The sequence below is a fragment of the Streptomyces sp. NPDC002044 genome, assembly GCF_040296725.1.
Taxonomy (GTDB): Bacteria; Actinomycetota; Actinomycetes; order Streptomycetales; family Streptomycetaceae; genus Streptomyces; species Streptomyces antarcticus.
This window is the reverse complement of record NZ_JBEOXU010000088.1, coordinates 1-26,107: the sequence shown is the minus strand read 5'-3', so window position 1 is coordinate 26,107 and position 26,107 is coordinate 1. Positions and strand designations below refer to the sequence as shown.

The window sequence follows — 26,107 nt, the reverse complement described above, 5'->3', positions numbered from 1 at the left end:
GGTGGGGGCCGCGGCTTCCGCGTGCGGGCGTGGTCGAACCCGAAGGGTCAGACGGTCTCGGGGAGCTCCTCGAGACCCTCGGCGACCAGCTTCGCGAGGCGGTCCAGTGCGGCGTCCGCGCCGTCGGCGTCGGAGGCGAGGACGATCTCCTCGCCGCCCTGGGCGCCCAGGCCCAGGACCGCCAGCATGGAGGCGGCGTTGACGGGGTCGCCGCCGGCCTTCGCGATGGTCACCGGGACGCCGGAAGCGGTCGTCGCCCGGACGAAGATCGAGGCGGGACGAGCGTGCAGGCCCTCGGCCCAGCCGACGTTGACGCGGCGCTCTGCCATGGTGATGCCCTTCAGGTTCTTACGGTTGTCTAGACCAGTCTCTCACGACGCCCCGAATGCTCCGACCGACCTTCGGCCCCGATGTGCCGCCGATCGACCCTCCCCAGCTTGCACCGAATTGCCCCGGCTTTCCTAACGCGCCGCGCGAGCGCTGCCGCGCCCGTACCGGCCGTAAGGTGGCCCCATGACCACCGAGTCGGACCCCGCGTACCCGGCCCACTGGGAGGCCGATGTCGTCCTGCGCGACGGCGGCACCGCCCGGATCAGGCCCATCACCACCGAGGACGCGGCGCGTCTGGTCAGCTTCTACGAGCAGGTCTCGGACGAGTCGAAGTACTACCGCTTCTTCGCCCCCTACCCCCGGCTCTCCGACCGGGACGTGCACCGCTTCACGCACCACGACTACGTGGACCGGGTCGGCCTCGCCGCGACCATCGGCGGGGAGTTCATCGGCACCGTCCGCTACGACCGCATCGGTGCCGACGGCCGGTCCGCCACCGGCCCCTCCGACGAGGCCGAGGTCGCCTTCCTCGTCCAGGACGCCCACCAGGGCCGCGGGGTCGCCTCCGCCCTCCTCGAACACATCGGCGCGGTCGCCCGCGAGCGCGGCATCCGGCGGTTCGCCGCCGAGGTGCTGCCCGCCAACACCAAGATGATCAAGGTGTTCACGGACGCCGGCTACGAGCAGAAGCGCAGCTTCGAGGACGGCTCCGTCCACCTCACCCTCGGCATCGAACCCACCGCCGAGTCCCTCGCCGTCCAGCGCGCCCGCGAACAGCGCGCCGAGGCCCGCTCCGTGCAGCGGCTGCTCGCCCCCGGCTCGGTCGCGGTGATCGGCGTCAGCCGCTCCGGCGCCGGCGTGGGCGCCGCGGCCCTGCGCAACCTGCGCGACAGCGGCTTCCACGGCCACCTGTACGCGGTCAACGAGGCCGTCACGCGCGACCTCGTCGACGGCGTACGGGCCTACCGCACGGTCGGCGCCATCGGAGCCCCCGTCGACCTCGCCGTCATCGCGGTCCCCGCCGACCGCGTCCCCGAGGCCGTCGCCGCCTGCGGCGACCACGGCGTGCAGGGGCTCGTCGTGCTCTCCGCCGGATACGGGGAGAGCGGCCCGGCCGGCCTCGACCGCCAGCGCGAACTCGTCCGCCAGGTTCGCTCGTACGGGATGCGCCTTATCGGGCCGAACGCCTTCGGAGTGATCAACACGGCGCCGGACGTGGAGCTCAACGCCTCGCTGACCCCCGCGCCGATGCCGATGCGCGGCCGCATCGGCCTGTTCACGCAGTCCGGTGCCATCGGCATCGCCCTGCTCTCCGCCCTCCTGCGGCGCGGCGAGGGACTGTCGTCCTTCGTCTCCGCGGGCAACCGGGCCGACGTCTCGGGCAACGACATCCTCCAGTACTGGTACGAGGACGACAGCACCGACGTCGCCCTGCTCTACCTCGAAACCCTGGGCAACCCGCGCAAGTTCACCCGCCTCGCCCGCCGCACCGCGGCCGAGAAGCCGGTGGTCGTCGTCCGGGGCGGCCGCCACACCCCGGCCGGACACGTCGTACCGGGCACCCGGCTGCCGGACGCCACCGTCTCCGCCCTGCTGCGCCAGGCCGGCGTGATCCGGGTCGACACCGTCACCGAACTCGTCGACGTCGGCCTGCTGCTGGCCGCCCAGCCGCTGCCCGCCGGCCCCCGCATCGCGATCCTCGGCAACTCCGAGTCCCTCGGGGTCCTCACCTACGACGCCTGCCTCGCGCAGGGCCTGAGCCCGCTGCCCCCGCTCGACCTGACCACCGCCGCCTCCCCGGCGGACTTCCGTACCGCCCTGGCCGCCGCGCTGGCCTCCGACGACTGCGACGCCGTGATCGTCACCGCCATCCCGTGGGTGAGCGAACACGCCCCGGCCGACGACCTGGCCGGCGCCCTGCGCGACGCCGTCGCCGAGGTGCCGGGCAAGCCGGTGGCCGTGGTCCACGTGGAGCTGGGCGAGCTCGTCGAGGCGCTGTCCGCCGTACGGGGGACCCCGCGCCCCTCCGCCCCGGCCCCGCCCCGGGAGGAGCCCGCCTCCGCCCCCTTCCAGCCCCCGGCCGGGCGCGCCGAGGACCTTCCCGGTGGGACCCGGATCCCCGCCTACCCGGCCGGCGAGCGGGCCGTCAAGGCCGTCGCGGAGGCGGTCCGCTACGGCCAGTGGCGCCGCGGCCTCGCCGACTCCGGTTCCGTCCCCGGATACGAGGACATCGACGAGGCAGGAGCCGCCGGCCAGCTGGCCGGACTGCTGGCCGACACCCCCGCCGGAACCGTGCTGACCCTCGGCGAGTGGGAGGCCCGCGAGCTGCTCGGCCGGTACGGCATCCGCGTCCTGACCACCCTGCCCGCGCCCAGCGCCGACGCGGCGGTCCGGGCCGCCGCGATCCTGGGCTACCCGGTGGCCCTGAAGACGACCGCCCCCCACCTGCGCCACCGGGCGGACCTGGGCGGCGTACGGCTCGACCTCACGGGCGAGGCCGAGCTGAGGCGGTCGTACGAGGAACTCGGCCAGGCCCTCGGCAAGCCGGCGGAGCTCCAGCCCGTGGTCCAGGCGATGGTCCCGCGCGGCGTCGACACCGTCGTACGGTCCGTGATCGACCCGGGAGCCGGAGCCGTCCTCTCCTTCGGGCTCGCGGGCGTCCCCTCCGAGCTGCTCGGCGACACCGCCCACCGCCTCGTCCCCGCCACCGACCGGGACGTGGCCACCCTGATCCGCTCCATCCGGGCGGCGCCGCTCCTCTTCGGCTGGCGGGGAAGCTCCCCCGTGGACACCCCGGCCCTGGAGGAACTGCTGCTGCGGCTGTCCCGGCTCGTCGACGACCACCCCGAGGTGATCGGGGTCTCGCTGGAGCCGGTCGTGGTCGCCGCAGAGGGCCTGTCCGTGCTCAGCGCGGCGGTCCGGGTCGCCCACGCGCCCGCCCGCGGGGACCTCGGCCCGCGGACCCTGCCCAGCTACTGAGGGTAGCGAGCGGGTACGGCGCGGCCGGGACGCCCCGCACGGGCCTTAGGATGGACCTCATGGCGAAATCCGGTACGACGACCCAGGGGCTGCGCACGGCGATCGAGCGCAGCGGCTACTACCCGGCCCTCGTGGCCGAGGCCGTGGAGGCCGCGGTCGGCGGCGAGCCGATCTCGTCGTACCTGGTCCACCAGGAGACGACCTTCGACTCCAACGAGGTGCGCCGCCACGTCACCGTGCTGGTCCTGACCGGCAACCGGTTCATCGTCAGCCACACCGACGAGCAGGCGGCCGACGCCGGGTCCCCGTCCCCGTACGCGACCACCTCCACCGAGTCGGTCAAGCTCTCCAGCATCTCCTCGGTCGTACTGAGCCGCGTCGTCGCCAACCCGGAGTCCTACACCCCCGGCACCCTGCCCCGCGAGGTCGTCCTGACCATCGGCTGGGGCGCCGTCTCCCGGATCGACCTGGAGCCGGCCGCCTGCGGCGACGCCAACTGCGACGCCGACCACGGCTACACCGGCAACTCCACCGCGGACGACCTCAGCCTGCGGGTCAGCGAGGCGGGCGACGGCCCGGAGGCCGTGCGCCAGACGCTGGTCTTCGCGCAGGCGCTCAGCGAAGCGACGGCGGCCACGTCCGCCCCCGCAGCCCGCTGATGGCACAGCCCGCGGCGCACAACTGGGCGGACGAGCCAGAACCGCTGGACCTCTCCGGCGCGCCCGTCCCGGAGTACGGCACCGGCTCGCTCGCCGACCTGCTGCCGACCCTCGCCGCAGGCCAGGGCGTACCCGGCTTCACCGCCGCCATCGCGGAGCTGACCCCGGCCGACCGGAACTGCGTGTTCCTGGTCGACGGCATGGGCTGGGAGCAGATCAAGGCCCACCCGGACGAGGCCCCGTACCTCACCTCCCTCCTCGCGGGCTCGCGCGGCGGCACCGGCCGCCCGATCACCTCGGGGTTCCCGGCGACCACCGCGACCTCACTGGCCTCCGTCGGCACCGGCCTGCCGCCGGCCCGGCACGGCCTGCCCGGGTACGCCGTGCGCAATCCGGCCACCGGCGAACTGATGAACCAGCTCCGCTGGCAGCCGTGGACGGCGCCGAAGCCCTGGCAGCCGTACCCGACCGTCTTCCAGCTGGCCGACAAGGCCGGGGTCGCGACCGCGCAGGTGTCCTCGCCCGCGTTCCAGACGACCCCGCTGACCAAGGTCGCGCTGAGCGGCGGCACCTTCCTCGGCCGCATGACGGGCGAGGAACGGATGGACCTGGCCGCCGAGCGCCTCGGGGCGGGGGACCGCTCGCTCGTGTACACGTACTACAGCGAGCTCGACGGCGCCGGCCACCGGCACGGGGTGGACTCCGACGCCTGGCGCGGCCAGCTGATGTACGTCGACCGCCTCGTGCAGCGCCTGGCCGGGCAACTCCCGCCGCGGACCGCCCTGTACGTGACGTCGGACCACGGCATGGTGGACGTCCCGTTCGACGAGGACTCCCGGATCGACTACGACGACGACTGGGAACTGGGCGCGGGCGTGGCCCTGCTCGGCGGCGAGGGCCGGGCCCGGCACGTCTACGCGGTGCCGGGCGCCGCGGCCGACGTACTGACCGTGTGGCGCGAGGTGCTCGGCGACCGGTTCTGGATCGCGAGCCGCGAAGAGGCCCTGGAGCTGGGCTGGTTCGGCCCACCGGGGGAGTGCGACGAGCGGGTCCTCGGCCGGATCGGGGACGTGGTCGCGGCCGCGCAGGCGGACGTCGCGATCACCGCCTCGCGCAACGAGCCCAACGAGTCCGCCCTCGTCGGAATGCACGGCTCGATGACCGCCGCCGAGCAGCTCGTCCCGCTGCTCGAAGTCCGCTCCTGACCCCCTCCTCCGTCCACGCCCCGAAAGGTCCCGTACTTCCCATGCCCGAGCTGGTGTTCTTCTCCGGAACGATGGCCTGCGGAAAGAGCACCAACTCGCTGGGGAATCCGCCATCTCACGCAGGGGCCGCCGACCACCGCTGCCCCACGGTCTGCCCGCCCCGAAAGGTCACCCTCCTCTGATGTCCGAATTGGTATTTTTCTCCGGCACCATGGATTGCGGGAAGAGTACTTTGGCGCTCCAGATCGGACACAACCGTTCGGCCCGCGGGCTCCAGGGCGTGATCTTCACGCGCGACGACCGCGCGGGCGAGGGCAAGCTCTCCTCGCGCCTGGGCCTGGTGACGGAGGCGGTCGAGGCCACCGAGGGCATGGACCTGTACGCGTACCTCGTGAACCAGCTGTCCAAGGGCGGCAAGGCGGACTACGTGATCGTGGACGAGGCGCAGTTCTTGGCCCCGGAGCAGATCGACCAGTTGGCCCGGATCGTGGACGACCTGGGCCTGGACGTCTTCGCCTTCGGCATCACCACGGACTTCCGCACGAAGCTCTTCCCGGGCTCCCAGCGCCTGATCGAGCTTGCCGACCGCGTTGAGCAGCTCCAGGTCGAGGCGCTGTGTTGGTGCGGCGACCGCGCCACGCACAACGCCCGGACGATAGACGGTGAGATGGTCGTCGAGGGCGCCCAGGTCGTCGTCGGTGACGTGAACCGCCCGGCGGGCGAGATCGGCTACGAGGTCCTGTGCCGCCGCCACCACCGCCGCCGCATGACGAGCAGTTCGGCCCAAGCTGGAGCTCTCTCCCCGGACGTCCTTCCGGTCAATCACACCTGACAGCCCGCCGCATGATCGTTCCCGGGGTGGTGTGCGTCGCCGGGGACGGCAGCCTGTGGCCAAGTGCTTAGAAGGCACCTGGTGTGTGTAGGGGCGGTGTGCCCCTGACCTGCACGAACGGCGTTGTCCCGCGACCGGTCACCAGAAAGTTCCGCTGTTCTCTGGAAGCCCCGTACGAGTCCTGCTGCCCCACCTGCGTTGTCAGTGACCTCGGCTAGCGTCCGTTCCCACATGCATTCGAGACCGGGGGAGTGTCCGTGGGAGCCAAGACAGGCCTGCTGGCGTACGCGGACGGGGACATCACCGCTGCCCTGCGCGAGGTGACCGAAGCCGACACGACGGAAACGGCCGGGCTCGTCGAGCGGCTGTATCCGGGTTGGGTCACGGAGGCCAGGGAGGGCGAGATCTTGAGCGAAGGTACCTACCCGGCCGACGGACTCACCTACGCCGCGAGCTTCCCGGGCGTGGACATCGTGTGCGACCGGCGCCTGATGATCGACCGTCCGTCGCAGCTGCCGGAGCACCTGGTCGCGGCGAGTGCCGGACGCAGGATGGTCCTGCACGCGATGCACAGCGTGATGGACTGGCTCGCCTTCGCGGTCTGGGAGGACGGCCGGCTCGTCCGCTCGCTGAGCCTGTCGCCTGACAGCGGCGTCATCGAGGACATCGGCGAGCCGTTCCCCTTCGAGGCTCCGTACTGGGCCGGTGACCACCCGGTGGAGATGGACCCGGACTGGGAGGACGAGGCACCGTATCCGCTGCCCTTCCACCCGCTCGAACTGGGCGAAGAGGCGCTCCGCGCATTCTTCGGCTTCATCCTGGAAGGCAGACGGGCACCCACCGACATAGACCCGGACGAAGTCCGGCTCCACGGATTCCGCCTCACGGTCCCGGGCGGTCCGGGACCTGGCGCAACGTCAGGCTGACCTGGAGGAGGCGGCTCAGCGCATGCGCGGTACGACGTAACGCCTTGCCCCGAACGGCGCCTTGATGTCTGGTGCGGTACCGCTCGGCGGCGAACCGGAGCTGTGATGGATGATCGGGCGATGACTCTCGGATTGCCGCCCGCATGGGGTGTTCAGTACTCGGCGTACCTGCCCACCGAGGCAGCCGCCGGGGCGGTCGTGGATGAGCTGGCTGAGCTGCGACACCGCCTGATCGCGGTCCGTGCCCACGACCACTTCCGGTCCGATCCGTCCAACTTCTGCTACGGGAAACCGTCGATGGATCCTGAGTTGGAGGGCTGGTGGCAGGTGTTCTCCCTGGCCGTCTACTCCGGCCACGACCGTCTCGCCTTGGACCCCTTCCTCAGGAGTGAACGGATCCTTGTCGCCGGCATAGCCCGGTCGCACGGCGGTTTCGCGCAAGGAGGCGCTGAGGGACACGCGGTCACCCTGGAGCATCACTTCACCCGTGTCGGTCTGCTTCACGAGCGGGCCGCCGCCGAGGTGCCGCTGCCCGACCTATTGCCGGTGGAGCTCGGACCGCCTGCCGCGGGACCACAGTGGTCATGCTCCGGGGTCGGCCGGTCCGACGAGGTGGTCCAGGCAGTGGTGGCGGTTGCCGAGCGGATGTACGGGGGTGCCGAGGCCATCCCGGATGTCGCCGACTGGCTGCTCGACGAGGAGTTCGCCTTCGGGGAGCCCTACGAGTCCACGGGTGAGTTCCTGGGGGACCTGGCGGATGCCGTTGCCCACCAAGGCACCTGCACCGACTCCACGGTCGAGGCAGTTCCGTTCCTGGCCGCCCTGATCCGCGACGCCGGGGTCCCAGGGGGAACACGAGTCGTCCTGCTGGGCGACCTGCTGCGTCTCGCCGTCACCGGCCGCGCGACCGCTGCCTCCCTGGCCGACCGAATCACTGCCCTCGGTAACGTCTGGGAAGAACCTGCCGCCGACTGCATGACACGCCGAGCCATCGCCCGCGAAATGCCGGTTCTGTTGGCGAACTGGGAGGTGGAGAGCGACGCCGCGCGGTTCGTTCTCGCTGCCTTGGCCGCTGCTGTGGCTTCCGACGGCGACCCTCTCGTGACTGGTCTGCAGCTGGCAGCTCTCCCTGCCCCGGTCGGCACGGCCCGCGCCGACATCGTGGCGCTCGTGGAAGAGCTTCTCCATGGTGACCATGCCGGCTTGCGGAGCGCGCTGGACCGTCTGGCCGCCTGGCGGCTGGGCATTGTGGAACAATCCCAGAACCCCCATGTGGCCCTTCGGGACCTGGCCCTGTCTGTCCTGCCGGACCTTGTGATGTCGGACGTGGGTCCAGCCGTCTACCGCTGACCGGCCCTTGATATCGCGGCGACCACCGCTTCCAGCGGCTGTCTACGCCGCAGATCCTCGTCACGTGCTGCTGCGTCGGCAGGTTGTGCGTGACGACCCCGTGGGCGACATCGTCGGTCAACTCGACACGTACTGCCTGGGCCATCCGCCGGCCGTCGCCCAGCTGCACCATGAACCCGAACGACTTGCCGGGGACCGGATCGCGGTAGACCTTGACAGCCACCTGGTGTTCTCGGAGGAAGAGCTGCTTGCCCTCGTCGTCCCGCGAGTTCCAGATGTCCGCGAAGGTGCGGCCGGTCAGGGCGAACTTCCCTCGCTGCTCCTCGTACTCCGCGAGCTGGGTGCGAAGCCGCGACAGCTTCGCGGACTGCGAGTTCAGCAGGCTGTTGGGCTGGATCCGCGAGAGCCACGTGGGCTCGCCCCGGGTGGCTAGGTCCTTCGAGATGGAGCGCAGACTCTCGCCGTCCAAGATCTTCTTCGCGATCTCCTGGGCGAGCTCTATGTAGTGGGGGAGTGCTTCGAGTCGCTTCCCTTTGCCCTTGCCCACCTGGACGATCTCGTAGCCGAAGGGCGGGAGGCCGGCCACCCACATGCCGGAGGCGAGCCGGGTCTGCACGGCGTCGAGTGCCCGGGACCGGATCGTGTCCAACTCTCCCTCGGCGAAGACGGCGAGGATCTGGGCGAGCATCTTGCCCATGGGGGTGGACATGTCGATCCCCTCCTGGGTCGACACGATGATCTTGCCGTTCTCCTGGCACCACTGGACGATCTCGCTGAAGTGGGCGACCCGGCGACTCAGCCGGTCGATCTTCATGACGCAGAGCGCGTCCCAGAGACCCTTGTGCTCGTCGTCGAACCACTTGCCGAGGTCGGGGCGCTTGAATGCGCGGGGGCTGCAGGGCGTCATGTTCACGCGTGACGACCGGGCGGGCGAGGGCAAGCTCTCGTCCCGCCCGGGCCTGGTGACGGAGGCGGTCGAGGCGCCGGAGGGCATGGACCTGTACGCGTACCTCGTGAACCAGTTCTCCAAGGGCGGCAGGGTCGACTACGTGATCGTGGACGAGGCGCAGTTCTTGTCCCCGGAGCAGATCGACCAGTTGGCCCGGATCGTGGACGACCTAAACCTGGACGTCTTCGCCTTTGGCATCACGACGGACTTCCGCACGAAGCTGTTCCCGGGCTCCCAGCGCCTGATCGAGCTGGCCGGCCGCGTTGAGCAGCTCCAGGTCGAAGCCCTGTGCTGGTGCGGAGCCCGAGCCACCCACAACGCCCGGACGATAGACGGCGAGATGGTGGTCGAAGGTGCCCAGGTCGTCGTCGGCGACGTGAACCGCCCGGCGGAGGAGATCGGTTACGAGGTCCTCTGCCGCCACCACCGCAAGCAGATGACGAGCGCGGCGTCCAAGGCAGGTGCCCTCTCCCCGGACGTCCTCCCGGTCAACCACGGCTGACCGCCGGGCGGCACGTGCCTCCTACTGGAAGCTGAGTCGGTGCGGGTGCGCCGGGGTGGTGGGGCAGGTGTGGACGCGCATGAGGCCGCGGCCGAGGTAGACGCCGGTGGGGTCGCTGATGTGGCTGTCCGGCAGGCAGTCCTTGTCCTCCAGCGGGATCCAGCTCTCCGAGGCCCCGTCCCCTTCAGTGACGTCCACCGTGAGCAACGGAGGCATAGGTGCTCCACAGACTCCGCAATCGATGTGCGCCGGGTCGGTGAGGTGCCACGAGGCGAAGCCGCCGACCTTCCAGCCGGGCGCGATGGACAGATCACCCCGGTAGGTCACCTCCTCATCCTCGTCAGCGCGCGCGGCGGCCATGGCAGCCTCGTACTCCTCGTACGTGTCGAAGCCGGAGGGGGCGGAGGAGTCGAAGGCGTCATCGTCCTCTTCGTCGTCTCCCACCTCCCACACTTCGATGGCCTCTTGAAGGTCCTCGTCCAGCAGACCCTCGTACTCGTGCTCCACCACTTGCTCGGGATGGAGCACGCACGTGTTCGGGACGCATTCGGCCCTGCCCACCACTACGGGTTCCGGGATCACGGCGAGGGCCTCGCCCACGTCCTGGGAGCGCCGCCACGTCAGCACAACCTCGATGGTCCGGTCGGGGCCGTGCACTTCGAAAGGACACCAGAGGACCTGGAGCAGGTCACAACCGTCCGGTCCGGTCAGGTCGGGGATGTCGCGGACGAAGAGCTGCGCGGCGGCGAGCAGCGGAATCGGGTCCGCGTCTGCGATCCGCGGGGCGTGCCGTCCTGGCTGGAGGGTGTCCAAGACCCCCCGTTCCGCAGCGGTAGGACCCGACCCGGGAGAGCGGTGCCGTGCCTCGTCGAGGATCTGTCGCTGGAGGCGCACGTCCGACAGACGGTGCCCGCTGCCCTTGGGATGGACGGCGGTGCACACGGGCCACGGTTCGTCGGCGGGCCACAGGAGCGGGCCGGCTACCGAGCTGTCGTCAGCCTTCGGGGCGCCGGGGCGCGGGTGAAGGCGCGTGCTGGTACGGCGGTAGTCGCCGAGGGCGGGGAACAGGGCCTCGGCGTCGACCGGGCGGGGCGGTGTGGTGCGGGTCAAGCGATCCTCACTTGCTGTTCGGGGTCGGTGCTACACCCCGCACCGAGAGGCGCCCCGGCGGTCCGGGGCGGTCATCGTACGCGGGTGCGCCGGAAGGGGGCCGCGGGGCGGGCGTGAACGGCGTGTGTCAGGTGTGTGGCAGCCCGGGCGCCGCCCTTCCCCGGTGACTGCCCGGTCCCGTACGGTCGGAGACGAAGCAACACCAGCACCACCACGACCGTGTGCCCGAGCGGCTCAGGGGCCGGCCTGCAAAGCCGGTTACGCGGGTTCGAACCCCGCCACGGTCTCCATCGGCTGCCCGGCCGGCGCTCTCGCCGGCCGGGCAGAGCCGTTCCGCCCGCCGCGAGCCCGACCCGGACCGCGCGGCCTCACGGCCGCCGGGACTGCACCACGGTGAAGACCGCGCCCTCCGGGTCCGCCACGACCGCCAGCCGGCCGCTGACCCCGTCGCGGGGCGGCTCGACGATCCGGCCGCCGAGCTCCGTGACCCGCTCGGCGGCGGCGTCGGTGTCCTCGACCTCGAAGTACGCCATCCAGTGCGGCCCCCGGTCGTGCGGCAGCGAGCGCCCGACCCCGTGCACCGCGGCGACCGGCCGGCCGTCCAGGTGCAGGGTCAGGTAGTCGAAGTCGTCGGAGGCGGTGGCGTGCGTCTGGGCCTCGTGGCCGAAGACGTGCTCGTAGAACTTGCCGACGGTGGACGTGTCCTGGGTGACCAGCTCGTTCCACACCGGAGTGCCCGGCCCGCCGTGCATCCCGGTGCCCATGGGGGTCTGGGCCTGCCAGATCCCGAAGATCGCGCCCAGCGGGTCCGAGCAGATCGCCACCCGCCCCGCGATGCCGGCGTCCAGGGGGCCCACCGCGACCGTGCCCCCGCAGGAGCGGATCGCCTCGGCGGTGGCGTCGGCGTCGTCCGTGGCCAGGTACGTGGTCCAGGCCACCGGCAGGTGCCGGTCCGGCGGCATCTCGCCGATGCCGGCCACCTCGCTGCCGTCCAACAGGGCGCGTACGTACGGGCCGAGCTGCTCCGGGCCGGGGACGAACTCCCAGCCGAACAGATCCGCGTAGAAGTCCTCGGTGGTTCCGAGGCCGTGCACCATGAGGCTCACCCAGCACGGTGTGCCGGGCGTGCGCCGCGTTGCCTTCGCTGCCTCGGTCATGTCAGCGTCTCCTCCGTCGTCCCGCTTGCCGGTGCTGATGCTTCCACCCCGGAGGGCTCGGCGCGCCCCGACCGCGCCGCATCGGCCGGGCCCGGGGCAGAGATGACCGGATCGGTGCGCCCCGCTCGTGACGGGCGTGTGACGCGTGCGCCGCCCCGTGCCGCGCGTGCCGGACGGGGAGGAAGATGGCCCGCATGACTGCGACCTCTGCGATCCTCTCCGCCGCCGAACTCAAGAGCGAACTGGCGGGCCCCCGGCCTCCGGTCCTGCTGGACGTCCGCTGGCAGCTGGGCGGCCCGAACCAGCTGTCGGCGTACGAGGCCGGGCACCTGCCCGGCGCCGTGTACCTCGACCTCGACCGCGAACTGGCAGGTCCGGCGGGGTCGGGCGGCCGCCACCCGCTGCCGGACCCGGAAGCCTTCGGTGCGGTGATGCGCCGGGCCGGCGTCTCGGCGGGAACCCCGGTGGTCGTGTACGACGGCGGCCAGGGCTGGGCCGCCGCCCGGGCGTGGTGGCTGTTGCGCTGGACGGGTCACCCCGGGGTGCGGGTCCTGGACGGGGGTCTGGCCGCCTGGACCGAGGCGGGCGGCGCGGTGACGGCCGACCGGGTGACTCCGGAGGAAGGCGATTTCAAGCCAAACCCGGGGGCCGTTGGGCTGCTGAACGCGGACCAGGCCGCCGAGCGGGCCCGTGCGGGGGTGCTCCTGGACGCCCGGGCGGGGGAGCGCTACCGCGGCGAGGTCGAGCCGATCGACCCGGTCGGCGGTCACATTCCGGGCGCGCTGTCGGCGCCGACCGCGGAGAACGTGGGGCCGGACGGCCGGTTCCTGCCGTCGGCGGCACTGCGCGCCCGTTTCACCGGGCTCGGCGCCTCGGACGGGACCCCGGTCGGCGTGTACTGCGGCTCGGGGGTTTCCGGCGCCCAGCAGGTCCTGGCCCTGGAGGTGGCGGGGATCACCGCAGACCTGTACGCCGGCAGCTGGTCGGAGTGGTCCGCGGATCCCTCCCGCCCGGTGGCCACGGGCCCCGACCCGCAGTAGCCCGCCGCGGGCACCCGCCGCGAGCGGGGTGCCCGCGGCGCAACCGCGGCCCGGCGGACGCTACTCCTGCTTCTTGCGGCGGGTGCCGAAGACGATCTCGTCCCAGCTGGGCACGGCCGCCCGCCGCCCGGGGCGGACCCCGTCGGCCTCGGCCTGGCGGTCGGTGGTGCCGGTCAGGCGGTCGCGGTGGCCCGCGACCGTACGGGGCATCAGGACGTCGGCGTACGCGGAGCCCGCGCCCGCCGACGCGGCGGGTGCCGGCGGCTCCTCCGCCTCCGGCTCCTCGGCCGGCGGCTCGGTACGGTCCGGGACCACGAGGTCGCCCCGGAAGCTCGGGACGGCCTCCAGCAGGCTTGTCAGGGTGTCCCGCTCCTCCTCCGCGTCCGGCATGGGCGCGACGGGCCGCTCCAGCTGGCGGTCGAGGGCGCGGTCCAGCGGCCGGTCACGCGGCAGCCGCGCGATCCGGGGCACGAAGGGGAAGCTCGGCTCGGGCGTCGCCGGGAGGTCGTCCGACTCGCCGATCAGCGAGCGGGCCTCGTCGTCGACGGCCACGACCAGCCGGCGCGGCGGGTCGTACGTCCAGCTCGCCGAGTGCGGTTCGCCGGCGACCAGGTAGACCAGGAGGACTTCCCAGGTGCCGTCGTCGCGGCGCCACGAGTCCCACTGGACGGATTCCTTCTCGGCGCCGCGCAGCGTCAGCCGCTCCTGCACGGCCTCGCCGAGCTGGGGTCCGGTGTTCTCGCCGGGCCGGCGCACGGGTGTCTTGCGGGCCCGCTCGGCCATGAAGGCGCGCTCGGCGAGCACGGGGCCCTCGAAGCGGCGTACGCGGTCGACGGGGATGCCGGCGAGCTGGGCGACCTCCTCCGCGGAGGCACCGGCCCGTATGCGGGCCTGGATGTCGCGGGGGCGGAGGTGGCTCTCGACCTCGATCTCGATCTGGTTCAGCCGCGCGCGGTCGTTGCGCACGGCGGCCCGCAGCCGCTCGTCGATCGGAAGCGTGTACTCCGTGCTGTCCCCAGCTTTGAGCACCAGTCGTGTGCCGTCATTTGAGACGGCCACGACACGCAGTTCGGGCATGGGGACCTCCCGGGTGGTGCCTGCCGACGTCACGTGCGTCGCTGCTTCCGCTAGTCGAGTGTGGCCTGCCCGGGTGCAGCCTGCCACAACCTTGCCGAGTTAAACCGGCGTGTCGGGCATGCGCCCTTGATCGCCGTCATGGCACGGTTACCTGTTGGGCACGCACAGTGACCGAACGGTTACTGTGCGCAGCAGGCGCCCGTGCAATACCGCGGCATCACCGGTCTTTGAGTGCCGTTTTCCATCAGCCGGCCCCCCTCTCCCGAGTCCGGACATCCGAAAGGAAGGACGGCCCCAGGGCTCGTCACAGTACTCCATTCGGGCCACCTGGGTGGACCGCCGCGCCGCCGAAGTTCTCGCCGGTGGCGGGAGTTGGGCTGCCCTGTGTCGGCTCCGACCTGCGCGGGTGTCCGCTCACAGGTGTCCTGCTTCACAGAATCCCCCGAAACGGAACTAATCGTTTCGCCCAGGTGTCAGTAACTCCTGTAAGGGATGACGCGCGAGAGGCAGGACACGCAGGGGATGGCGATGGGTCAGAAGGCTACGCAGGACGTCGAACCGGAGACGAAGAAGCTCGACCTGAGCGTCGCTCAGGTGGCCGGGACCTCGCTCGCGACGGTCGCGGCGGCGGTGCTCGCCTCGCAGCTCGGGGTCTACGGGACGATCGGCGGGGCGGCGGTGGTCAGCGTGGTCGCCACCGCGGGCGGACCCGTCATCCAGCACTTCTTCCGGCGCACCGGCGACCAGCTGCGCGAGACCGTACGGCCCGGAGCCCGGCAGGTGCCGCTCCTCGCGAAGTCCTCCGCGGACGGGAAACCGCCCGCGGAGGAGAAGCTGCCCGACGGAACGATCCTGCTGCGCGCGGTCCCGGCCGGCCCCGAACCCGACGGGGACTTCGGGCAGGCCACCGTCCACGGCACTCGCGTACGCGGATGGAAGCGCACGGCCGTCGCCGCCGGAGCCGCCTTCGCGATAGCGATGGGCGGACTCGGGACCTACGAGGCCATCGCCGGAACCTCCGTCAGCTCCGACGGCCGCACCCTGCTCACCGGCGGCGCGGGCACGGCCCGCGACCACAAGGACGAGGACCGCAAGCAGGACCCCGGCACCGGCGGCAAGGGCCGCGAGGGCGGGGGGACCCCGGAGCCCGGTACGCCCTCGCCCCACCCCTCCGGCTCCCGGAGCGGCGGCGAGAGCGGCGGCCGGAGCCCGAGCCCCGGGCCGGACACCTCGCCCTCCGGCACCCCGAGCCCGCCCGTCAGCCCGAGCCCGCCGCCCGTGACCCCGAGCGCGCCGGTCGGTCCGAGCACCAAGCCCTCGGACCCGGCCACCCCGGGCGCCGCGACCCCGCCGGCCCCGCCCGCGGGCGGCGGGACCGGCCGCCCGAGCGGCTCCTGAGGGGGCGTGGCCCTGACGGGGCGTGGTCCAAGCAGGGCGTGGTCCAAGCAGGGCGTGCGCCTGACGGGGCATGCGCTCCGGCTCACGCGCCGAGGACGCGCCGCAGGTAGTCGTTGCCGAACACCCGCTCCGGGTCCAGCCGGTCCCGGAGCGCGGTGAACTCGCCGAACCGCGGGTACACCCGTGCGAAGTACTCCGCGTCCCGGGTGTGCACCTTGCCCCAGTGCGGGCGGCCGCCGTGCGCGGTGAAGACGCGCTCGGCCGCCGTGAAGTACGCCTGGTACGGCGTGCCCCGGTACATGTGCACCGCGATGTACGCCGTCTCGCGCCCCGAGGCCGTCGACAGCGTGATGTCGTCCGCCGGAGCCGTCCGCACCTCCACCGGGAAGCTGATCCGCAGGTCCGAGCGGTCCACCACGGCCCGCAGTTCCCGCAGCGCCGCGACGAGCTGCCCGCGCGGGAGGGCGTACTCCATCTCCACGAAGCGCACCCGGCGCGGGCTGGTGAACACCTTGTACGGAATGTCCGTGTAGGTGCGCGCCGACAGGGCGCGGCTGGCGACGCGGGCGATGGACGGGATGGCCGCCGGGACCCCGCGGCCGATCGAGTTGACGGCCTGGAAGACGCCGTTGGACAGCAGCTCGTCCTCGATCCAGGCGCTCACCGGGCCGGGCGGGGCGGCCGGGCCCTGGCTGCGGTTGTTCCGCTTGGTGTTGCAGTTGCCGGTGTGCGGGAACCAGTAGAACTCGAAGTGCTCGTTCTCCGCGACGTGCTCGTCGAACTCCGAGGTCACCCGCTCGAAGCCCATCGGCTCCTCGCGGGCGGTGAGGAAGAACAGCGGCTCCACGGCGAGGGTGATCGCCGTGAGGACGCCGAGCGCCCCGATGCCCAGCCGGGCCGCCGCGAAGACCTCGGGGTTCTCCTCGCGGGAGCAGGTCAGCAGCCGGCCGTCCGCGGTGACCAGCTCCAGGCCGCGGATCTGGGCGGCGATCGAGGCCGAGTCGCGGCCGGTGCCGTGGGTACCGGTGCTGGTCGCGCCGGAGACCGTCTGCTCCATGATGTCGCCCATGTTGGTGAGCGACAGGCCCTCGGCCGCCAGGGCCCGGTTGAGGTCCTTCAGGACCGTGCCCGCCGCCACCGTGACGGTGCCCGCGGCCCGGTCGATCCGCTTGATCCCGGCCAGCGCCTGGGGGCGTACGAGCACCCCGTCCGTCGCGGCTGCCGCGGTGAAGGAGTGGCCGGTGCCGACCGCCTTCACCCGCAGCCCCTGCTCGGCGGCCCGGCGGACCACCTTCTGGAGCTCCCCGACCGAGGCCGGGGTCACCACGCGGGCGGGTGTGGCGGTGACGTTCCCCGCCCAGTTGCGCCACGCGGTCGCCCCGCGGCTCTTCCCTGCTGTCGCCGTCCCCATCGGTAGCTGGCTCCTCCCCTTGCGCCGGCTTCGTCAGCCGGCGGTATCCCGCGAACGCAACCGCCGCCGCGGCCGTCCCCGCCGCGACGGAGACGACGTACCCGCGCCGCGTGCCGGCCGCGAGGCCGGTGCTGACCCAGGTCATGCCCTCGGCCGGCTTCGCGCGGGGTACGTGCGCCTCGATCAGGGCCATCGTCGTGATCATCGTGGGAGCGACGGCGAGGCCCGGGACGAAGAGCGCCACGGCCAGAAACGGAAGGTTCCCGGCCAGTAGGAGGGGGATCATACTCACGGCCCTCGCACATACGCCCAGGGGCCGCCGCAGTTCGTCGCGGCCGGTGTGGTGCGGCGAGCCGAAGACGATTCAGGCGATACGGGACCCCAGCGCCCAGACCGCCAGGACGAAGCCCGCCGAGGACGTGGCGCCCCGCCGCCGGGCCCGTTTCCCGCCCGCGGCCGCCGGGTGGCAGGATTCCCGGTATGTCAGACCAGCTCCTCCCGCCTTCCGGCGGACCCGCCGCCCCTTACGACGCCCTGCTGCTGCTGTCCTTCGGCGGCCCCGAAGGGCCCGACGACGTGGTGCCGTTCCTGGAGAACGTGACCCGCGGGCGGGGCATCCCGCGCGAACGGCTGAAGGAGGTCGGGCAGCACTACTTCGGTTTCGGCGGGGTGAGTCCGATCAACGGGCAGAACCGTGAGCTGCTGGACGCGCTCCGCAAGGACTTCGCGGAGCACGGAGTGGACCTGCCGGTGTACTGGGGCAACCGGAACTGGGCTCCGTACCTGACCGACGTGCTGCGGGAGATGGCGGCGGACGGGCGCCGCCGGATCGCGGTGCTGGCGACCAGCGCGTACGCCTCGTACTCGGGCTGCCGGCAGTACCGGGAGAACCTGGCCGACGCGCTGGCCGTGCTGGCCGGGGAGGGCGTGGAGCCGCCTCGGGTGGACAAGCTGCGGCACTACTTCAACCACCCCGGTTTCGTGCGGCCGATGATCGACGGGGTGCTGGCCTCGCTGGCGTCGCTGCCGCCCGAGGCACGGGCCGGGGCGCACCTGGTGTTCACCACGCACTCCATTCCGACGGCGGCCGCGGACGCCTCGGGGCCGGTGGAGGGGCACACGACCGGCGGCGAGGGCGGGGCGTACGTGCGCCAGCACCTGGACGTGGCCGGGGTGATCGCGGACGCGGTGCGGGCGGAGACGGGATTCGGGCTGCCCTGGGAGCTGGTCTACCAGTCGCGCAGCGGGGCCCCGCACATCCCGTGGCTGGAGCCCGACGTCTGCGACCACCTCCAGGCCCTGCACGGGGCGGGGGCCGCGGGGGCGGTGATGGTGCCGATCGGTTTCGTGTCGGACCACATGGAGGTCCTGTACGACCTGGACACGGAGGCGCTGGCGAAGGCGGCGGAGCTGGGGTTCCCGGTGGCGCGGTCGGCGACGGTGGGGGCGGATCCGCGGTTCGCGGCGGCGGTACGGGAACTGCTGCTGGAACGGGCTTCGGCCGAGCGGGGCCTGCCCGTCGAGCGGTGCGCGGTGGGGCTGCTCGGGGCGAGCCACGACGTGTGCGCGGTGGGCTGCTGCCCGGCGCGGGCACCCCGGCCGGCGGCCGCGGGCGCCGACAGCCCGTACGCGTGAGGACCTGAGCGGTGACGAGGACCTGAGCGGTGACGAGGATCTGAGAGGGCGAGGCATGATCTCCGAAGAGCTGAAGGGCGAACTGCTGGACGTGGGCCTGGAGGCCGCCCGGCGGGCCGGGGAGCTGCTGCGCGACGGCCGGCCGGCCGATCTGGCGGTCGCGGCGACCAAGAGCAGCCCCATCGACGTGGTGACCGAGATGGACATCGCGGCGGAGAAGCTGATCGCCGGCGTCCTCGCCGGGCGGCGCCCCGAGGACGGGCTGCTCGGCGAGGAGGGCGCGGACGTCCCGGGGACCAGCGGCGTGCGCTGGATCGTCGACCCGCTGGACGGCACCGTGAACTACCTCTACGGGCTGCCGGGCTGGAGCGTCTCGATCGCGGCCGAGTACCGCGGCGAGACGGTGGCGGGCATCGTGGCCGTGCCGATGCGCGGGGAGACGTTCCACGCGCTGCTCGGCGGCGGCGCGTGGCTGGGCGGGCGCCGGCTCGCCTGCCGGGCGCCGGCGCCGCTGGACCAGGGGCTGGTCGCCACGGGGTTCGCGTACGTCCAGGCCCGGCGGGCCCAGCAGGCCGTGGTCGCACAGCGGATCATCCCGCTGGTGCGGGACATCCGGCGGGGCGGGTCGGCGGCGGTGGACCTGTGCGACGTGGCCGCCGGCCGGCTGGACGGCTACTACGAGCGCGGGCTGAACCCGTGGGACCTGGCGGCCGGGGAGCTGATCGCCCGGGAGGCGGGCGCCGTGACCGGGGGCCGTCCGGGGAAGCCCGCCTCGGGGGAGCTCGCCCTGGCGGCCACCCCGGCGGTCTTCGCCTCGCTCCAGCCGCTCCTGGACGAGGCCGGGGCGTGGCACGACTGACCCCGCGGGGGCGGCAACGGGCCGGGACCCCGGCCGTGGCATGACGGAACCCCGGCCGCCCGAGGGGCGGCCGGGGTCCGGTGTACCGGGTGGGGGTGCGGAGTCAGCAGGCGGGCACGGCGGCGGTGACCGGTACGCCGGGCTCGGTGGTGACCGGGACGCCGTGCTCGGCGGCCAGTCGCTGGAGGTCCTCCAGCTCCGCCTGTTCCACTTCCGCGAGGAAGTCGTCGCCCGCCTCGCGGGCCTGCCGGAGGTCCGACTGGGTGGCCCGGATGCGCTGCAGGAGACCCGCGCTGAATGCGTCCATGGTGGGTTCGCCCCCTCTTCGTGGGTCGGCGACGGCACGTGGCAGTGCGCCGTCAGGGAGTGGATTGGGGTGTGCTCACGTCCTCCCCGGCGCCGCGCGCCCAGAAACCTCGCGAGGACAGGCAATCCTCACTTCCGCCCCGCCCGCCCCTCCGTGCCCCCTGCACGCGACGCCTTACAGCCGGTTTACCGCCGAAAGGGGCAGGATGGGCGGCGCAACACACGTGTGCCCGCCTGGGCCCGGAGGAAGGAAACGACGTGCGCGTACTCGTCGTCGAGGACGAGCAGCTGCTCGCCGATGCGGTGGCCACCGGACTGCGCCGGGAGGCCATGGCCGTGGACGTCGTGTACGACGGCGCCGCGGCCCTGGAGCGCGTCGGAGTGAACGACTACGACGTGGTCGTGCTCGACCGGGACCTCCCGCTCGTGCACGGCGACGACGTCTGCCGGAAGATCGTCGAGCTCGGCATGCCCACCCGCGTGCTGATGCTGACGGCGTCCGGCGACGTCAGCGACCGCGTGGAGGGGCTGGAGCTCGGGGCGGACGACTACCTGCCCAAGCCCTTCGCCTTCACCGAGCTGACGGCCCGCGTCCGGGCGCTCGGCCGGCGTACGACCGTCGCCCTGCCGCCCGTGCTGGAGCGGGCCGGGATCAAGCTGGACCCGAACCGCCGCGAGGTGTTCCGCGAGGGCAGGGAGGTGCAGCTGGCGCCGAAGGAGTTCGCGGTGCTGGAGGTCCTCATGCGCAGCGAGGGGACCGTCGTCTCCGCGGAGCAGCTGCTGGAGAAGGCCTGGGACGAGAACACCGACCCCTTCACCAACGTCGTGCGGGTCACCGTCATGACCCTGCGGCGCAAGCTGGGCGAGCCGCCCGTCATCGTGACCGTACCCGGTTCCGGATACCGGATCTGATGCGCGTGGCAGCCAGTCCGGCGCCACCGCCCGCGCCGCCGAAACCCACCTGGGACCCCGGCCAGCCCGAGGGTCCCTTCCCGTGGCTGCGGCCGACCATCCGCATACGCCTGACGCTGCTGTACGGCGGGATGTTCCTGATCGCGGGCATCCTGCTGCTGTCGATCATCTACCTGCTCGCGGCGCAGGCCCTGCGCGAGGGCAACGCGCTCCCGTTCCAGATCGTCGGCGGAGAGCAGGTGAAGGTCTCCAGCAACACGTGCCCGGGCGTGGTGGGCATCGAGCAGACGCACAGCCAGTTCAACGCCGCCATCAACCAGTGCGTCCTGGAACAGCGCCGGCACGCGCTGGACGACCTGCTGAGCCGGTCGCTGATGGCCCTGCTGGGGCTGAGCATCATCGCCTTCGCCTTCGGCTACGCGATGGCCGGACGGGTGCTCTCGCCGCTGGGCAAGATCACCCGGACCGCCCGCCGGGTGGTCGGCTCCGACCTGACCCGGCGGATCGAGCTGGACGGGCCGGACGACGAGCTCAAGGAGCTCGCCGACACCTTCGACGAGATGCTCGACCGGCTGGAGCGGGCCTTCACGGCGCAGCAGCGCTTCGTGGCGAACGCCTCGCACGAGCTGCGCACGCCGCTGGCGATCAACCGGACCCTGCTGGAGGTGCACCTCTCCGATCCGGGGGCCCCGGTGGAGCTCCAGCAGCTGGGGAAGACCCTCCTGGCGACCAACGAGCGCAGCGAGCAGCTGGTCGAGGGCCTGCTGCTGCTGGCCCGCAGTGAGAACCAGATCGTCGAGCGCAAGCCCGTGGACCTCGCGGAGGTCGCCTCGCGCGCCCTCGACCAGGCCCGCGCCGAGGCGGAGGCGAAGGGCGTGGAGATCCGCGGCGAGCGCGCCCTGGCGGTGGTCCAGGGCAACGGCGTGCTGCTGGAGCGGATCGCCCTGAACCTGGTCCAGAACGCCGTCCGGTACAACGTGCCGGAGGGCGGCTGGGTCGAGGTCACCACCGAGGCGCAGCACGGTCAGGCGGTGCTCCTGGTATCGAACACGGGTCCCGTTGTTCCCGCGTACGAGGTGGACAACCTGTTCGAGCCGTTCAGGCGGCTGCGTACGGAGCGAACGGGCAGCGACAAGGGTGTCGGGCTCGGCCTCTCCATCGCGCGCTCCGTGGCGCGCGCACACGGCGGAAGGATCCAGGCGGTACCCCGGGAAGGCGGTGGCCTCGTGATGCGTGTCACTCTTCCCTTGTGAGAGCCTCACCCCGTGTTCGCTGATGGCTGAACGCGTGGCATGTGCAGACGGCCGGCGTTGTGTGATCGATCACAGGGCCCGGTGTCGGCGCATGTGCGTTCAGTGACTCCGGGGCGGCCGGAAAGCCCGGGAAGTCCGGGTTTCCGGCCCCCCTGATGGCGGGAAATACACGGGGTGGCGTTTGTGCAAGACGGCCCTCGGACCGTGTACGGTCCCGGTCGTCATCCCAGCCAATCGCACCTCCACGTGGGCGGCTGGGTGTCGATTCAGTAACAGACCTTGATGTGAGGCAAAATCTCCGCCTCAGGTCGGGCACAAGTCCGGCCTCTCGCGCGTTACGTGCGCTGAGACACCGCTAACACCCAGAGGGGGAGAGTGAACAATGGCAACGGACTACGACACCCCACGCAAGACCGACGACGACGTCGACAACGACAGCATTGAAGAGCTGAAGGCCCGGCGTAACGACAAGTCGTCCTCGGCCTCGGACATGGACGAGTTCGACTCGGCCGAGAGCCTGGAGCTCCCCGGTGCGGACCTCTCCAACGAGGAGCTGGCCGTCCGGGTTCTGCCCAAGCAGGCCGACGAGTTCACCTGCATGAGCTGCTTCCTGGTGCACCACCGCAGCCAGCTGGCACGTGAGAAGAACGGTCAGCCGATCTGTCGCGACTGCGACTGAGAGGCGACGGCCGTGGCTGGCTCGACACCATTTCGGAAGCGCCGCTTCCGCACATCTGGTGAACCGGCGGAGACGCAGGTGGCGATCACGGGCCCGGAGACGGGTCCTGAGGCTCCCGGCGGCTCCGCCCTTGAGGCGACAGCCGTGCCCGCCGACACCGCCGCGGCGGTGCCGTCGGACACAGAGACCGGCGAGGGAACCCGGCAGCGGTCCGGGGCTCGTCGGCTGCAATCCGTCCGGAACGGTGTACGAAAGGGCGGCGAAAGCGTCAAGGGCGCCGCCCTGTACATCACCGAACGGATCATCGAGAACGCTCCGCGCGTTCCGGTTCGGGACCTCGCGACACTGCGCGCGCAGTTCCCGGACCTCGGTCCCGAGGAGCTCGCCGACAAGCTGATCTCGGGCGCCGCCAACGCCACCTCCACCGTCGGCGCGGGCGTCGGAGCGGCGGCCATGCTGCCCGTCCCGCCCGCCATGCTCGCCGAGCTGACCGCCGAGGTCACCGGTGTCGCGGCGATCGAGCTGAAGCTCATCGCCGAGCTCCACGAGGTCTACGGCCAGCGGCCGCCCGGGAACCTGAAGGAGCGCAGCTTCGCCTACCTGACCTCGTGGACGGAGGAGCGGGGGGTCGACCTGACCAAGCCGACCACGCTCAACCTCGCGCTCGGCGGCCAGATGAAGCGCGAGCTGCGCCAGCAGATCACCAAGCGGATGGTCCGCAACCTGCCGAACCTGATCCCGTTCATGGTCGGCGCGGCCGTCGGAGCCGTCATGAACCGCCGCGACACCCGGAAAGTCGCCGAGAAGGTCCGTACGGACCTGCGTGCGCGCGCCGTGGCCTGGGACGCCCTCCCGCAGCTCCCGCCCCTGGAGCGCCCCGCCCAGCCCCTTCCCGAGGCCACCAGGGCCGCACTCGAAGGTCCCGCCGGCGAGGGCTGAGCCCCGGCCGGCCTCCAGGAGCCCGGGGGAGCGGCCGGGGTCGGACGCTCCCTCCCGGGGCGCCCTAGCCCTTGGCCGCGCGGATCGCCGAGGCCAGTGCCTGCGGCTCCCGGGTGGACACGTAGACGTACGGGGTCGGGTCGTCCGGATCGGTGACCTCGACGCGCACCGCCGTCGGCACGTAGCTGCGCATCAGCATGAAGGCACGGGTGTCGGCCTTGTACGTGCGCCAGGCACGCGACTCCTCGGCGTCCAGGACCTCCGGCTCACCGAGCGCCGCCACCGGGATCCGCGCGTCCCCGGCCGCCAGCGCCCCGTTGACCACGCGCACGCGCGCGGACCCGTACGAGCTCACCGCCAGCCCCGCGAGGGCCGTGCCCCCGACCAGGCCGGCCAACAGCGGCAGCGAGCCCAGCGGCAGCAGCATCAACGCGCACGACAGGCCGATCAGTACGGCGATGCCCCACCAGGAGCGCGGGGCGGTCAGGCGTTCGTCGTGGTGCGCGGAAGAGAGCTGCATGCGGCCAAGCCTGCCACGAGGCGACCGGCGGGTAGGCGCGCGGGTAAGGTCTGCGGCTGTGAGTGGACGAAACACAGCGCTGACGCCCCCGGCCGACGCCGCCGCACCGGTCCGGCACCCCGACGCCCCGGCACCCGGCGAACTCCTCGGTGCGCACTACGAGCACTGCTTCGGCTGCGGCGGGGGCCAGCCGCACGGACTCCACCTGGAGGCCCGCGCGGGCGACGGCGTGCGGGTCAGCGCCGAGTTCACCGTACGGGCCGCCCACCAGGGCGCTCCCGGTCTCGCCCACGGCGGAGTGCTGGCCACGGCGCTCGACGAGACGCTGGGCTCCCTGAACTGGCTGCTGCGCGTCATCGCGGTGACGGGACGACTGGAGACCGACTTCGTGCGGCCCGTGCCCGTGGGCACCGTGCTGCACCTGGAGGCCGAGGTCACCGCGGTGGCCGGGCGGAAGATCTACTGCACCGCCGTCGGCCGGATAGGCGGCCCGCAGGGCCTGGTCGCCGTGCGCGCCGACGCCCTCTTCATCGAGGTGAAGGTCGACCACTTCATCGACAACGGACGGCCCGAGGAGATCCAGGCGGCCATGGCCGACCCGGACCAGGTCAGGCGCGCACGCGCCTTCGAGGTGAACCCCTGATGTCCCAGAACGACAACGCGCCCCGCCATGACGTCGACGTGCTGATCCGGCGCGTGGACCCCGAGGTGCCCCTCCCCGCCTACGGTCACCCCGGCGACGCCGGCTGCGACCTGGTGACCACCACCGCCGCCGAGCTCGCGCCCGGCGAGCGGACGGTCCTGCCCACCGGGGTGTCCATCGCCCTGCCCGACGGGTACGCGGCCTTCGTGCACCCGCGGTCGGGCCTGGCCGCACGCTGCGGGCTCGCGCTCGTGAATGCCCCGGGGACGGTGGATGCCGGGTACCGTGGGGAGATCAAGGTGATCGTGGTCAATCTCGACCCGCGCGAGAGCGTCCGGTTCGAGCGTTTCGACCGCATTGCCCAGCTGGTTGTCCAGCGGGTCGAGAAGGTGCGCTTCCACGAGGTGGCGGAACTTCCCGGCTCGGCCCGGGCCGAGGGGGGTTTCGGCTCCACCGGCGGTCATGCGGCCGTGGCCGGATCCGGGGCTGGTCAGCAGGGTGGGAATGGCTACGCTTCGGTCGTAACCGACCGGGAAGGACAGTGACGTGTTCGGACGTCGCAAGAAGAACGACTCCGCCCAGGACGGCGGCGCGGCCGAGCAGGTCGTCGACGCCACGGGCGCTGATGAGCGGGACGAGGCCGAGGGGCAGGACGGCGCCGCCGCGCCGCGCCGGATGAACCTGCCGCCGGCCCCGCGGCCCGACGGCCCCTGGGACGCGACCGAGGTGCTCGGCGACCCCGCCGACGGACGCGTCGACCTGGGCGGCATCCTCGTACCCGGTGTCGAGGGCATGGAGCTGCGCGTCGAGGTCGCCGGTGACGCGATCGTGGCCGCGACCGTGGTGCTGGGCGACAGCGCCGTGCAGCTGCAGGCCTTCGCGGCGCCGAAGAAGGAAGGCATCTGGGGCGAGGTCCGCGACGAGATCGCCACGGGCATCACCCAGCAGGGCGGCATCATCGACGAGGCCGAGGGCCCGCTGGGCTGGGAGCTGCGCGCACAGGTGCCCGTACCCCTGCCCGACGGCCAGACCGGCGCCCAGCTGGTCCGCTTCGTCGGCGTCGACGGCCCGCGCTGGTTCCTGCGCGGCGTCATCTCCGGCCAGGGCGCGGTGCGCCCCGAGTCGGCGGGCGTACTGGAGCAGATCTTCCGGGACACCGTCGTCGTCCGCGGCGACGGCCCGATGGCCCCCCGCGACCCGATCGTCCTGAAGCTCCCGAACGACGCCCAGATGGTGCCGGACGGCGTGCAGACGACGGAGGAGCAGGAAGGCTCCCGCTTCGGCGGGGGCATGGGCCAGCTGGAGCGCGGACCGGAGATCACCGAGGTCCGCTGATCCCGGCGGCCCCGCGCGGACGGGGCAGGCGTACTCCTGGGCCGGTGGCCGCCGCTTCCGCGACGCCCACCCCGTCGGCGAGCCCCTGGCCGACGTACCCG

General features: G+C 72.5%; 25 protein-coding genes, 1 tRNA gene and 3 pseudogenes. 20 read left to right on the top strand and 9 right to left on the bottom strand.

Annotated features, from left to right (window positions below; translation table 11 throughout):
- Window positions 1-47: 47 nt before the first annotated feature.
- Complete coding sequence (locus ABT106_RS21350; RefSeq protein ID WP_267723785.1) at window positions 48-329, bottom strand: HPr family phosphocarrier protein; 282 nt, start codon at window positions 327-329, stop codon at window positions 48-50.
- 184 nt (window positions 330-513) lie between these two features.
- On the opposite strand from ABT106_RS21350, the gene ABT106_RS21345 reads away from it, so the two are divergent.
- From ABT106_RS21345 to ABT106_RS21315, 7 genes are all read left to right on the top strand, one after another.
- Window positions 514-3,309: a bifunctional acetate--CoA ligase family protein/GNAT family N-acetyltransferase gene (locus ABT106_RS21345; RefSeq protein ID WP_351279622.1), complete on the top strand. Its 2,796-nt coding sequence runs from the start codon at window positions 514-516 to the stop codon at window positions 3,307-3,309.
- A 59-nt stretch (window positions 3,310-3,368) separates the two neighbouring features.
- Window positions 3,369-3,968: a DUF5998 family protein gene (locus ABT106_RS21340; RefSeq protein ID WP_351279619.1), complete on the top strand. Its 600-nt coding sequence runs from the start codon at window positions 3,369-3,371 to the stop codon at window positions 3,966-3,968.
- Window positions 3,968-5,173: an alkaline phosphatase family protein gene (locus ABT106_RS21335; protein WP_351279616.1), complete on the top strand. Its 1,206-nt coding sequence runs from the start codon at window positions 3,968-3,970 to the stop codon at window positions 5,171-5,173. The genes ABT106_RS21340 and ABT106_RS21335 overlap by 1 nt, the downstream gene beginning before the upstream one ends.
- Before the next feature lie 181 nt (window positions 5,174-5,354).
- Entirely contained in the window at window positions 5,355-6,005 is a 651-nt protein-coding gene (locus tag ABT106_RS21330) for a thymidine kinase (protein ID WP_351279614.1), read from the top strand.
- Window positions 6,006-6,262: 257 nt separating this feature from the next.
- Window positions 6,263-6,931 (top strand): DUF6928 family protein, encoded by a 669-nt coding sequence (locus ABT106_RS21325; protein WP_351279612.1) that lies wholly within the window; start codon window positions 6,263-6,265, stop codon window positions 6,929-6,931.
- Between the two features lie 120 nt (window positions 6,932-7,051).
- On the top strand, window positions 7,052-8,281 hold the full coding sequence (locus ABT106_RS21320; protein WP_351279610.1) for a hypothetical protein: 1,230 nt from the start codon (window positions 7,052-7,054) through the stop codon (window positions 8,279-8,281).
- A gap of 248 nt (window positions 8,282-8,529) precedes the next feature.
- Window positions 8,530-8,787 carry a hypothetical protein gene (locus ABT106_RS21315; protein WP_351279608.1) on the top strand — a complete coding sequence of 86 codons (258 nt, stop codon included), beginning with the start codon at window positions 8,530-8,532 and terminating at the stop codon, window positions 8,785-8,787.
- Between the two features lie 143 nt (window positions 8,788-8,930).
- On the opposite strand, the pseudogene ABT106_RS21310 reads toward ABT106_RS21315, so the two are convergent.
- Window positions 8,931-9,188, bottom strand: a pseudogene (locus ABT106_RS21310) (recombinase family protein); the annotation flags it as partial.
- Here ABT106_RS21310 and ABT106_RS21305 point away from each other — a divergent pair.
- Window positions 9,163-9,732: pseudogene (locus ABT106_RS21305) on the top strand (thymidine kinase); the annotation flags it as partial. The pseudogenes ABT106_RS21310 and ABT106_RS21305 sit on opposite strands and share 26 nt — an antisense overlap.
- Before the next feature lie 21 nt (window positions 9,733-9,753).
- Here the strand turns inward: ABT106_RS21305 and ABT106_RS21300 are convergent.
- A complete protein-coding gene (locus ABT106_RS21300; protein ID WP_351279605.1) occupies window positions 9,754-10,842 on the bottom strand; it encodes a hypothetical protein in 1,089 nt (362 codons plus the stop codon).
- Between the two features lie 215 nt (window positions 10,843-11,057).
- On the opposite strand from ABT106_RS21300, the gene ABT106_RS21295 reads away from it, so the two are divergent.
- Window positions 11,058-11,132: transfer RNA gene (locus ABT106_RS21295), tRNA-Cys, on the top strand.
- A gap of 78 nt (window positions 11,133-11,210) precedes the next feature.
- Here ABT106_RS21295 and ABT106_RS21290 read toward each other — a convergent pair.
- Window positions 11,211-11,999, bottom strand: a complete 789-nt coding sequence (locus ABT106_RS21290) for a VOC family protein (protein WP_351279602.1) — start codon at window positions 11,997-11,999, stop codon at window positions 11,211-11,213.
- A gap of 194 nt (window positions 12,000-12,193) precedes the next feature.
- On the opposite strand from ABT106_RS21290, the gene ABT106_RS21285 reads away from it, so the two are divergent.
- Window positions 12,194-13,039, top strand: coding sequence for a sulfurtransferase (locus ABT106_RS21285; RefSeq protein ID WP_351279600.1), 846 nt, complete (start codon window positions 12,194-12,196; stop codon window positions 13,037-13,039).
- Window positions 13,040-13,099: 60 nt separating this feature from the next.
- Here the strand turns inward: ABT106_RS21285 and sepH are convergent, their stop codons facing one another.
- The gene (sepH, locus tag ABT106_RS21280) at window positions 13,100-14,149 is read right to left on the bottom strand and encodes a septation protein SepH (RefSeq protein ID WP_351279598.1); all 1,050 of its coding nucleotides are present in this window, start codon (window positions 14,147-14,149) and stop codon (window positions 13,100-13,102) included.
- Window positions 14,150-14,644: 495 nt separating this feature from the next.
- Between sepH and ABT106_RS21275 the strand changes: the two genes are divergently transcribed.
- Window positions 14,645-15,514 carry a hypothetical protein gene (locus tag ABT106_RS21275; protein WP_351279596.1) on the top strand — a complete coding sequence of 290 codons (870 nt, stop codon included), beginning with the start codon at window positions 14,645-14,647 and terminating at the stop codon, window positions 15,512-15,514.
- 82 nt (window positions 15,515-15,596) lie between these two features.
- Here ABT106_RS21275 and ABT106_RS21270 read toward each other — a convergent pair whose 3' ends face one another.
- Together ABT106_RS21270 and ABT106_RS21265 are read right to left on the bottom strand one after the other, a co-directional pair.
- Window positions 15,597-16,925, bottom strand: coding sequence for a D-arabinono-1,4-lactone oxidase (locus ABT106_RS21270; protein ID WP_351279594.1), 1,329 nt, complete (start codon window positions 16,923-16,925; stop codon window positions 15,597-15,599).
- A pseudogene (locus ABT106_RS21265) lies at window positions 16,888-17,364 on the bottom strand (MFS transporter); the annotation flags it as partial. The gene ABT106_RS21270 and the pseudogene ABT106_RS21265, both read right to left, overlap by 38 nt.
- A gap of 41 nt (window positions 17,365-17,405) precedes the next feature.
- Here ABT106_RS21265 and ABT106_RS21260 point away from each other — a divergent pair.
- Together ABT106_RS21260 and ABT106_RS21255 are read left to right on the top strand one after the other, a co-directional pair.
- Entirely contained in the window at window positions 17,406-18,560 is a 1,155-nt protein-coding gene (locus ABT106_RS21260) for a ferrochelatase (RefSeq protein WP_351279592.1), read from the top strand.
- 55 nt (window positions 18,561-18,615) lie between these two features.
- Window positions 18,616-19,419, top strand: a complete 804-nt coding sequence (locus ABT106_RS21255; protein WP_351279590.1) for an inositol monophosphatase family protein — start codon at window positions 18,616-18,618, stop codon at window positions 19,417-19,419.
- A gap of 103 nt (window positions 19,420-19,522) precedes the next feature.
- Here ABT106_RS21255 and ABT106_RS21250 read toward each other — a convergent pair whose 3' ends face one another.
- Complete coding sequence (locus ABT106_RS21250) at window positions 19,523-19,726, bottom strand: hypothetical protein (RefSeq protein ID WP_351279588.1); 204 nt, start codon at window positions 19,724-19,726, stop codon at window positions 19,523-19,525.
- A 257-nt stretch (window positions 19,727-19,983) separates the two neighbouring features.
- Between ABT106_RS21250 and ABT106_RS21245 the strand changes: the two genes are divergently transcribed.
- From ABT106_RS21245 to ABT106_RS21230, 4 genes are all read left to right on the top strand, one after another.
- Window positions 19,984-20,637 carry a response regulator transcription factor gene (locus tag ABT106_RS21245; protein ID WP_030036265.1) on the top strand — a complete coding sequence of 218 codons (654 nt, stop codon included), beginning with the start codon at window positions 19,984-19,986 and terminating at the stop codon, window positions 20,635-20,637.
- Between the two features lie 5 nt (window positions 20,638-20,642).
- On the top strand, window positions 20,643-21,890 hold the full coding sequence (locus ABT106_RS21240; protein WP_351279585.1) for a sensor histidine kinase: 1,248 nt from the start codon (window positions 20,643-20,645) through the stop codon (window positions 21,888-21,890).
- A 382-nt stretch (window positions 21,891-22,272) separates the two neighbouring features.
- Window positions 22,273-22,569: a DUF4193 domain-containing protein gene (locus tag ABT106_RS21235; RefSeq protein WP_267723728.1), complete on the top strand. Its 297-nt coding sequence runs from the start codon at window positions 22,273-22,275 to the stop codon at window positions 22,567-22,569.
- Window positions 22,570-22,581: 12 nt separating this feature from the next.
- The gene (locus ABT106_RS21230) at window positions 22,582-23,508 is read left to right on the top strand and encodes a hypothetical protein (protein WP_351279583.1); all 927 of its coding nucleotides are present in this window, start codon (window positions 22,582-22,584) and stop codon (window positions 23,506-23,508) included.
- A 64-nt stretch (window positions 23,509-23,572) separates the two neighbouring features.
- Here the strand turns inward: ABT106_RS21230 and ABT106_RS21225 are convergent, their stop codons facing one another.
- Entirely contained in the window at window positions 23,573-24,028 is a 456-nt protein-coding gene (locus ABT106_RS21225) for a DUF3093 domain-containing protein (RefSeq protein ID WP_351279580.1), read from the bottom strand.
- A gap of 58 nt (window positions 24,029-24,086) precedes the next feature.
- Here ABT106_RS21225 and ABT106_RS21220 point away from each other — a divergent pair, with 58 nt between their 5' ends.
- From ABT106_RS21220 to ABT106_RS21210, 3 genes are read left to right on the top strand one after another with little or no spacing between them, the layout of a single operon-like run.
- On the top strand, window positions 24,087-24,671 hold the full coding sequence (locus ABT106_RS21220) for a PaaI family thioesterase (RefSeq protein WP_351279578.1): 585 nt from the start codon (window positions 24,087-24,089) through the stop codon (window positions 24,669-24,671).
- Window positions 24,671-25,216, top strand: coding sequence for a dUTP diphosphatase (gene dut / locus ABT106_RS21215; protein WP_351279575.1), 546 nt, complete (start codon window positions 24,671-24,673; stop codon window positions 25,214-25,216). Before ABT106_RS21220 ends, dut begins: the two co-directional genes overlap by 1 nt.
- Before the next feature lies 1 nt (window position 25,217).
- Entirely contained in the window at window positions 25,218-26,006 is a 789-nt protein-coding gene (locus ABT106_RS21210) for a DUF3710 domain-containing protein (RefSeq protein ID WP_351279573.1), read from the top strand.
- Window positions 26,007-26,107: the final 101 nt, after the last annotated feature.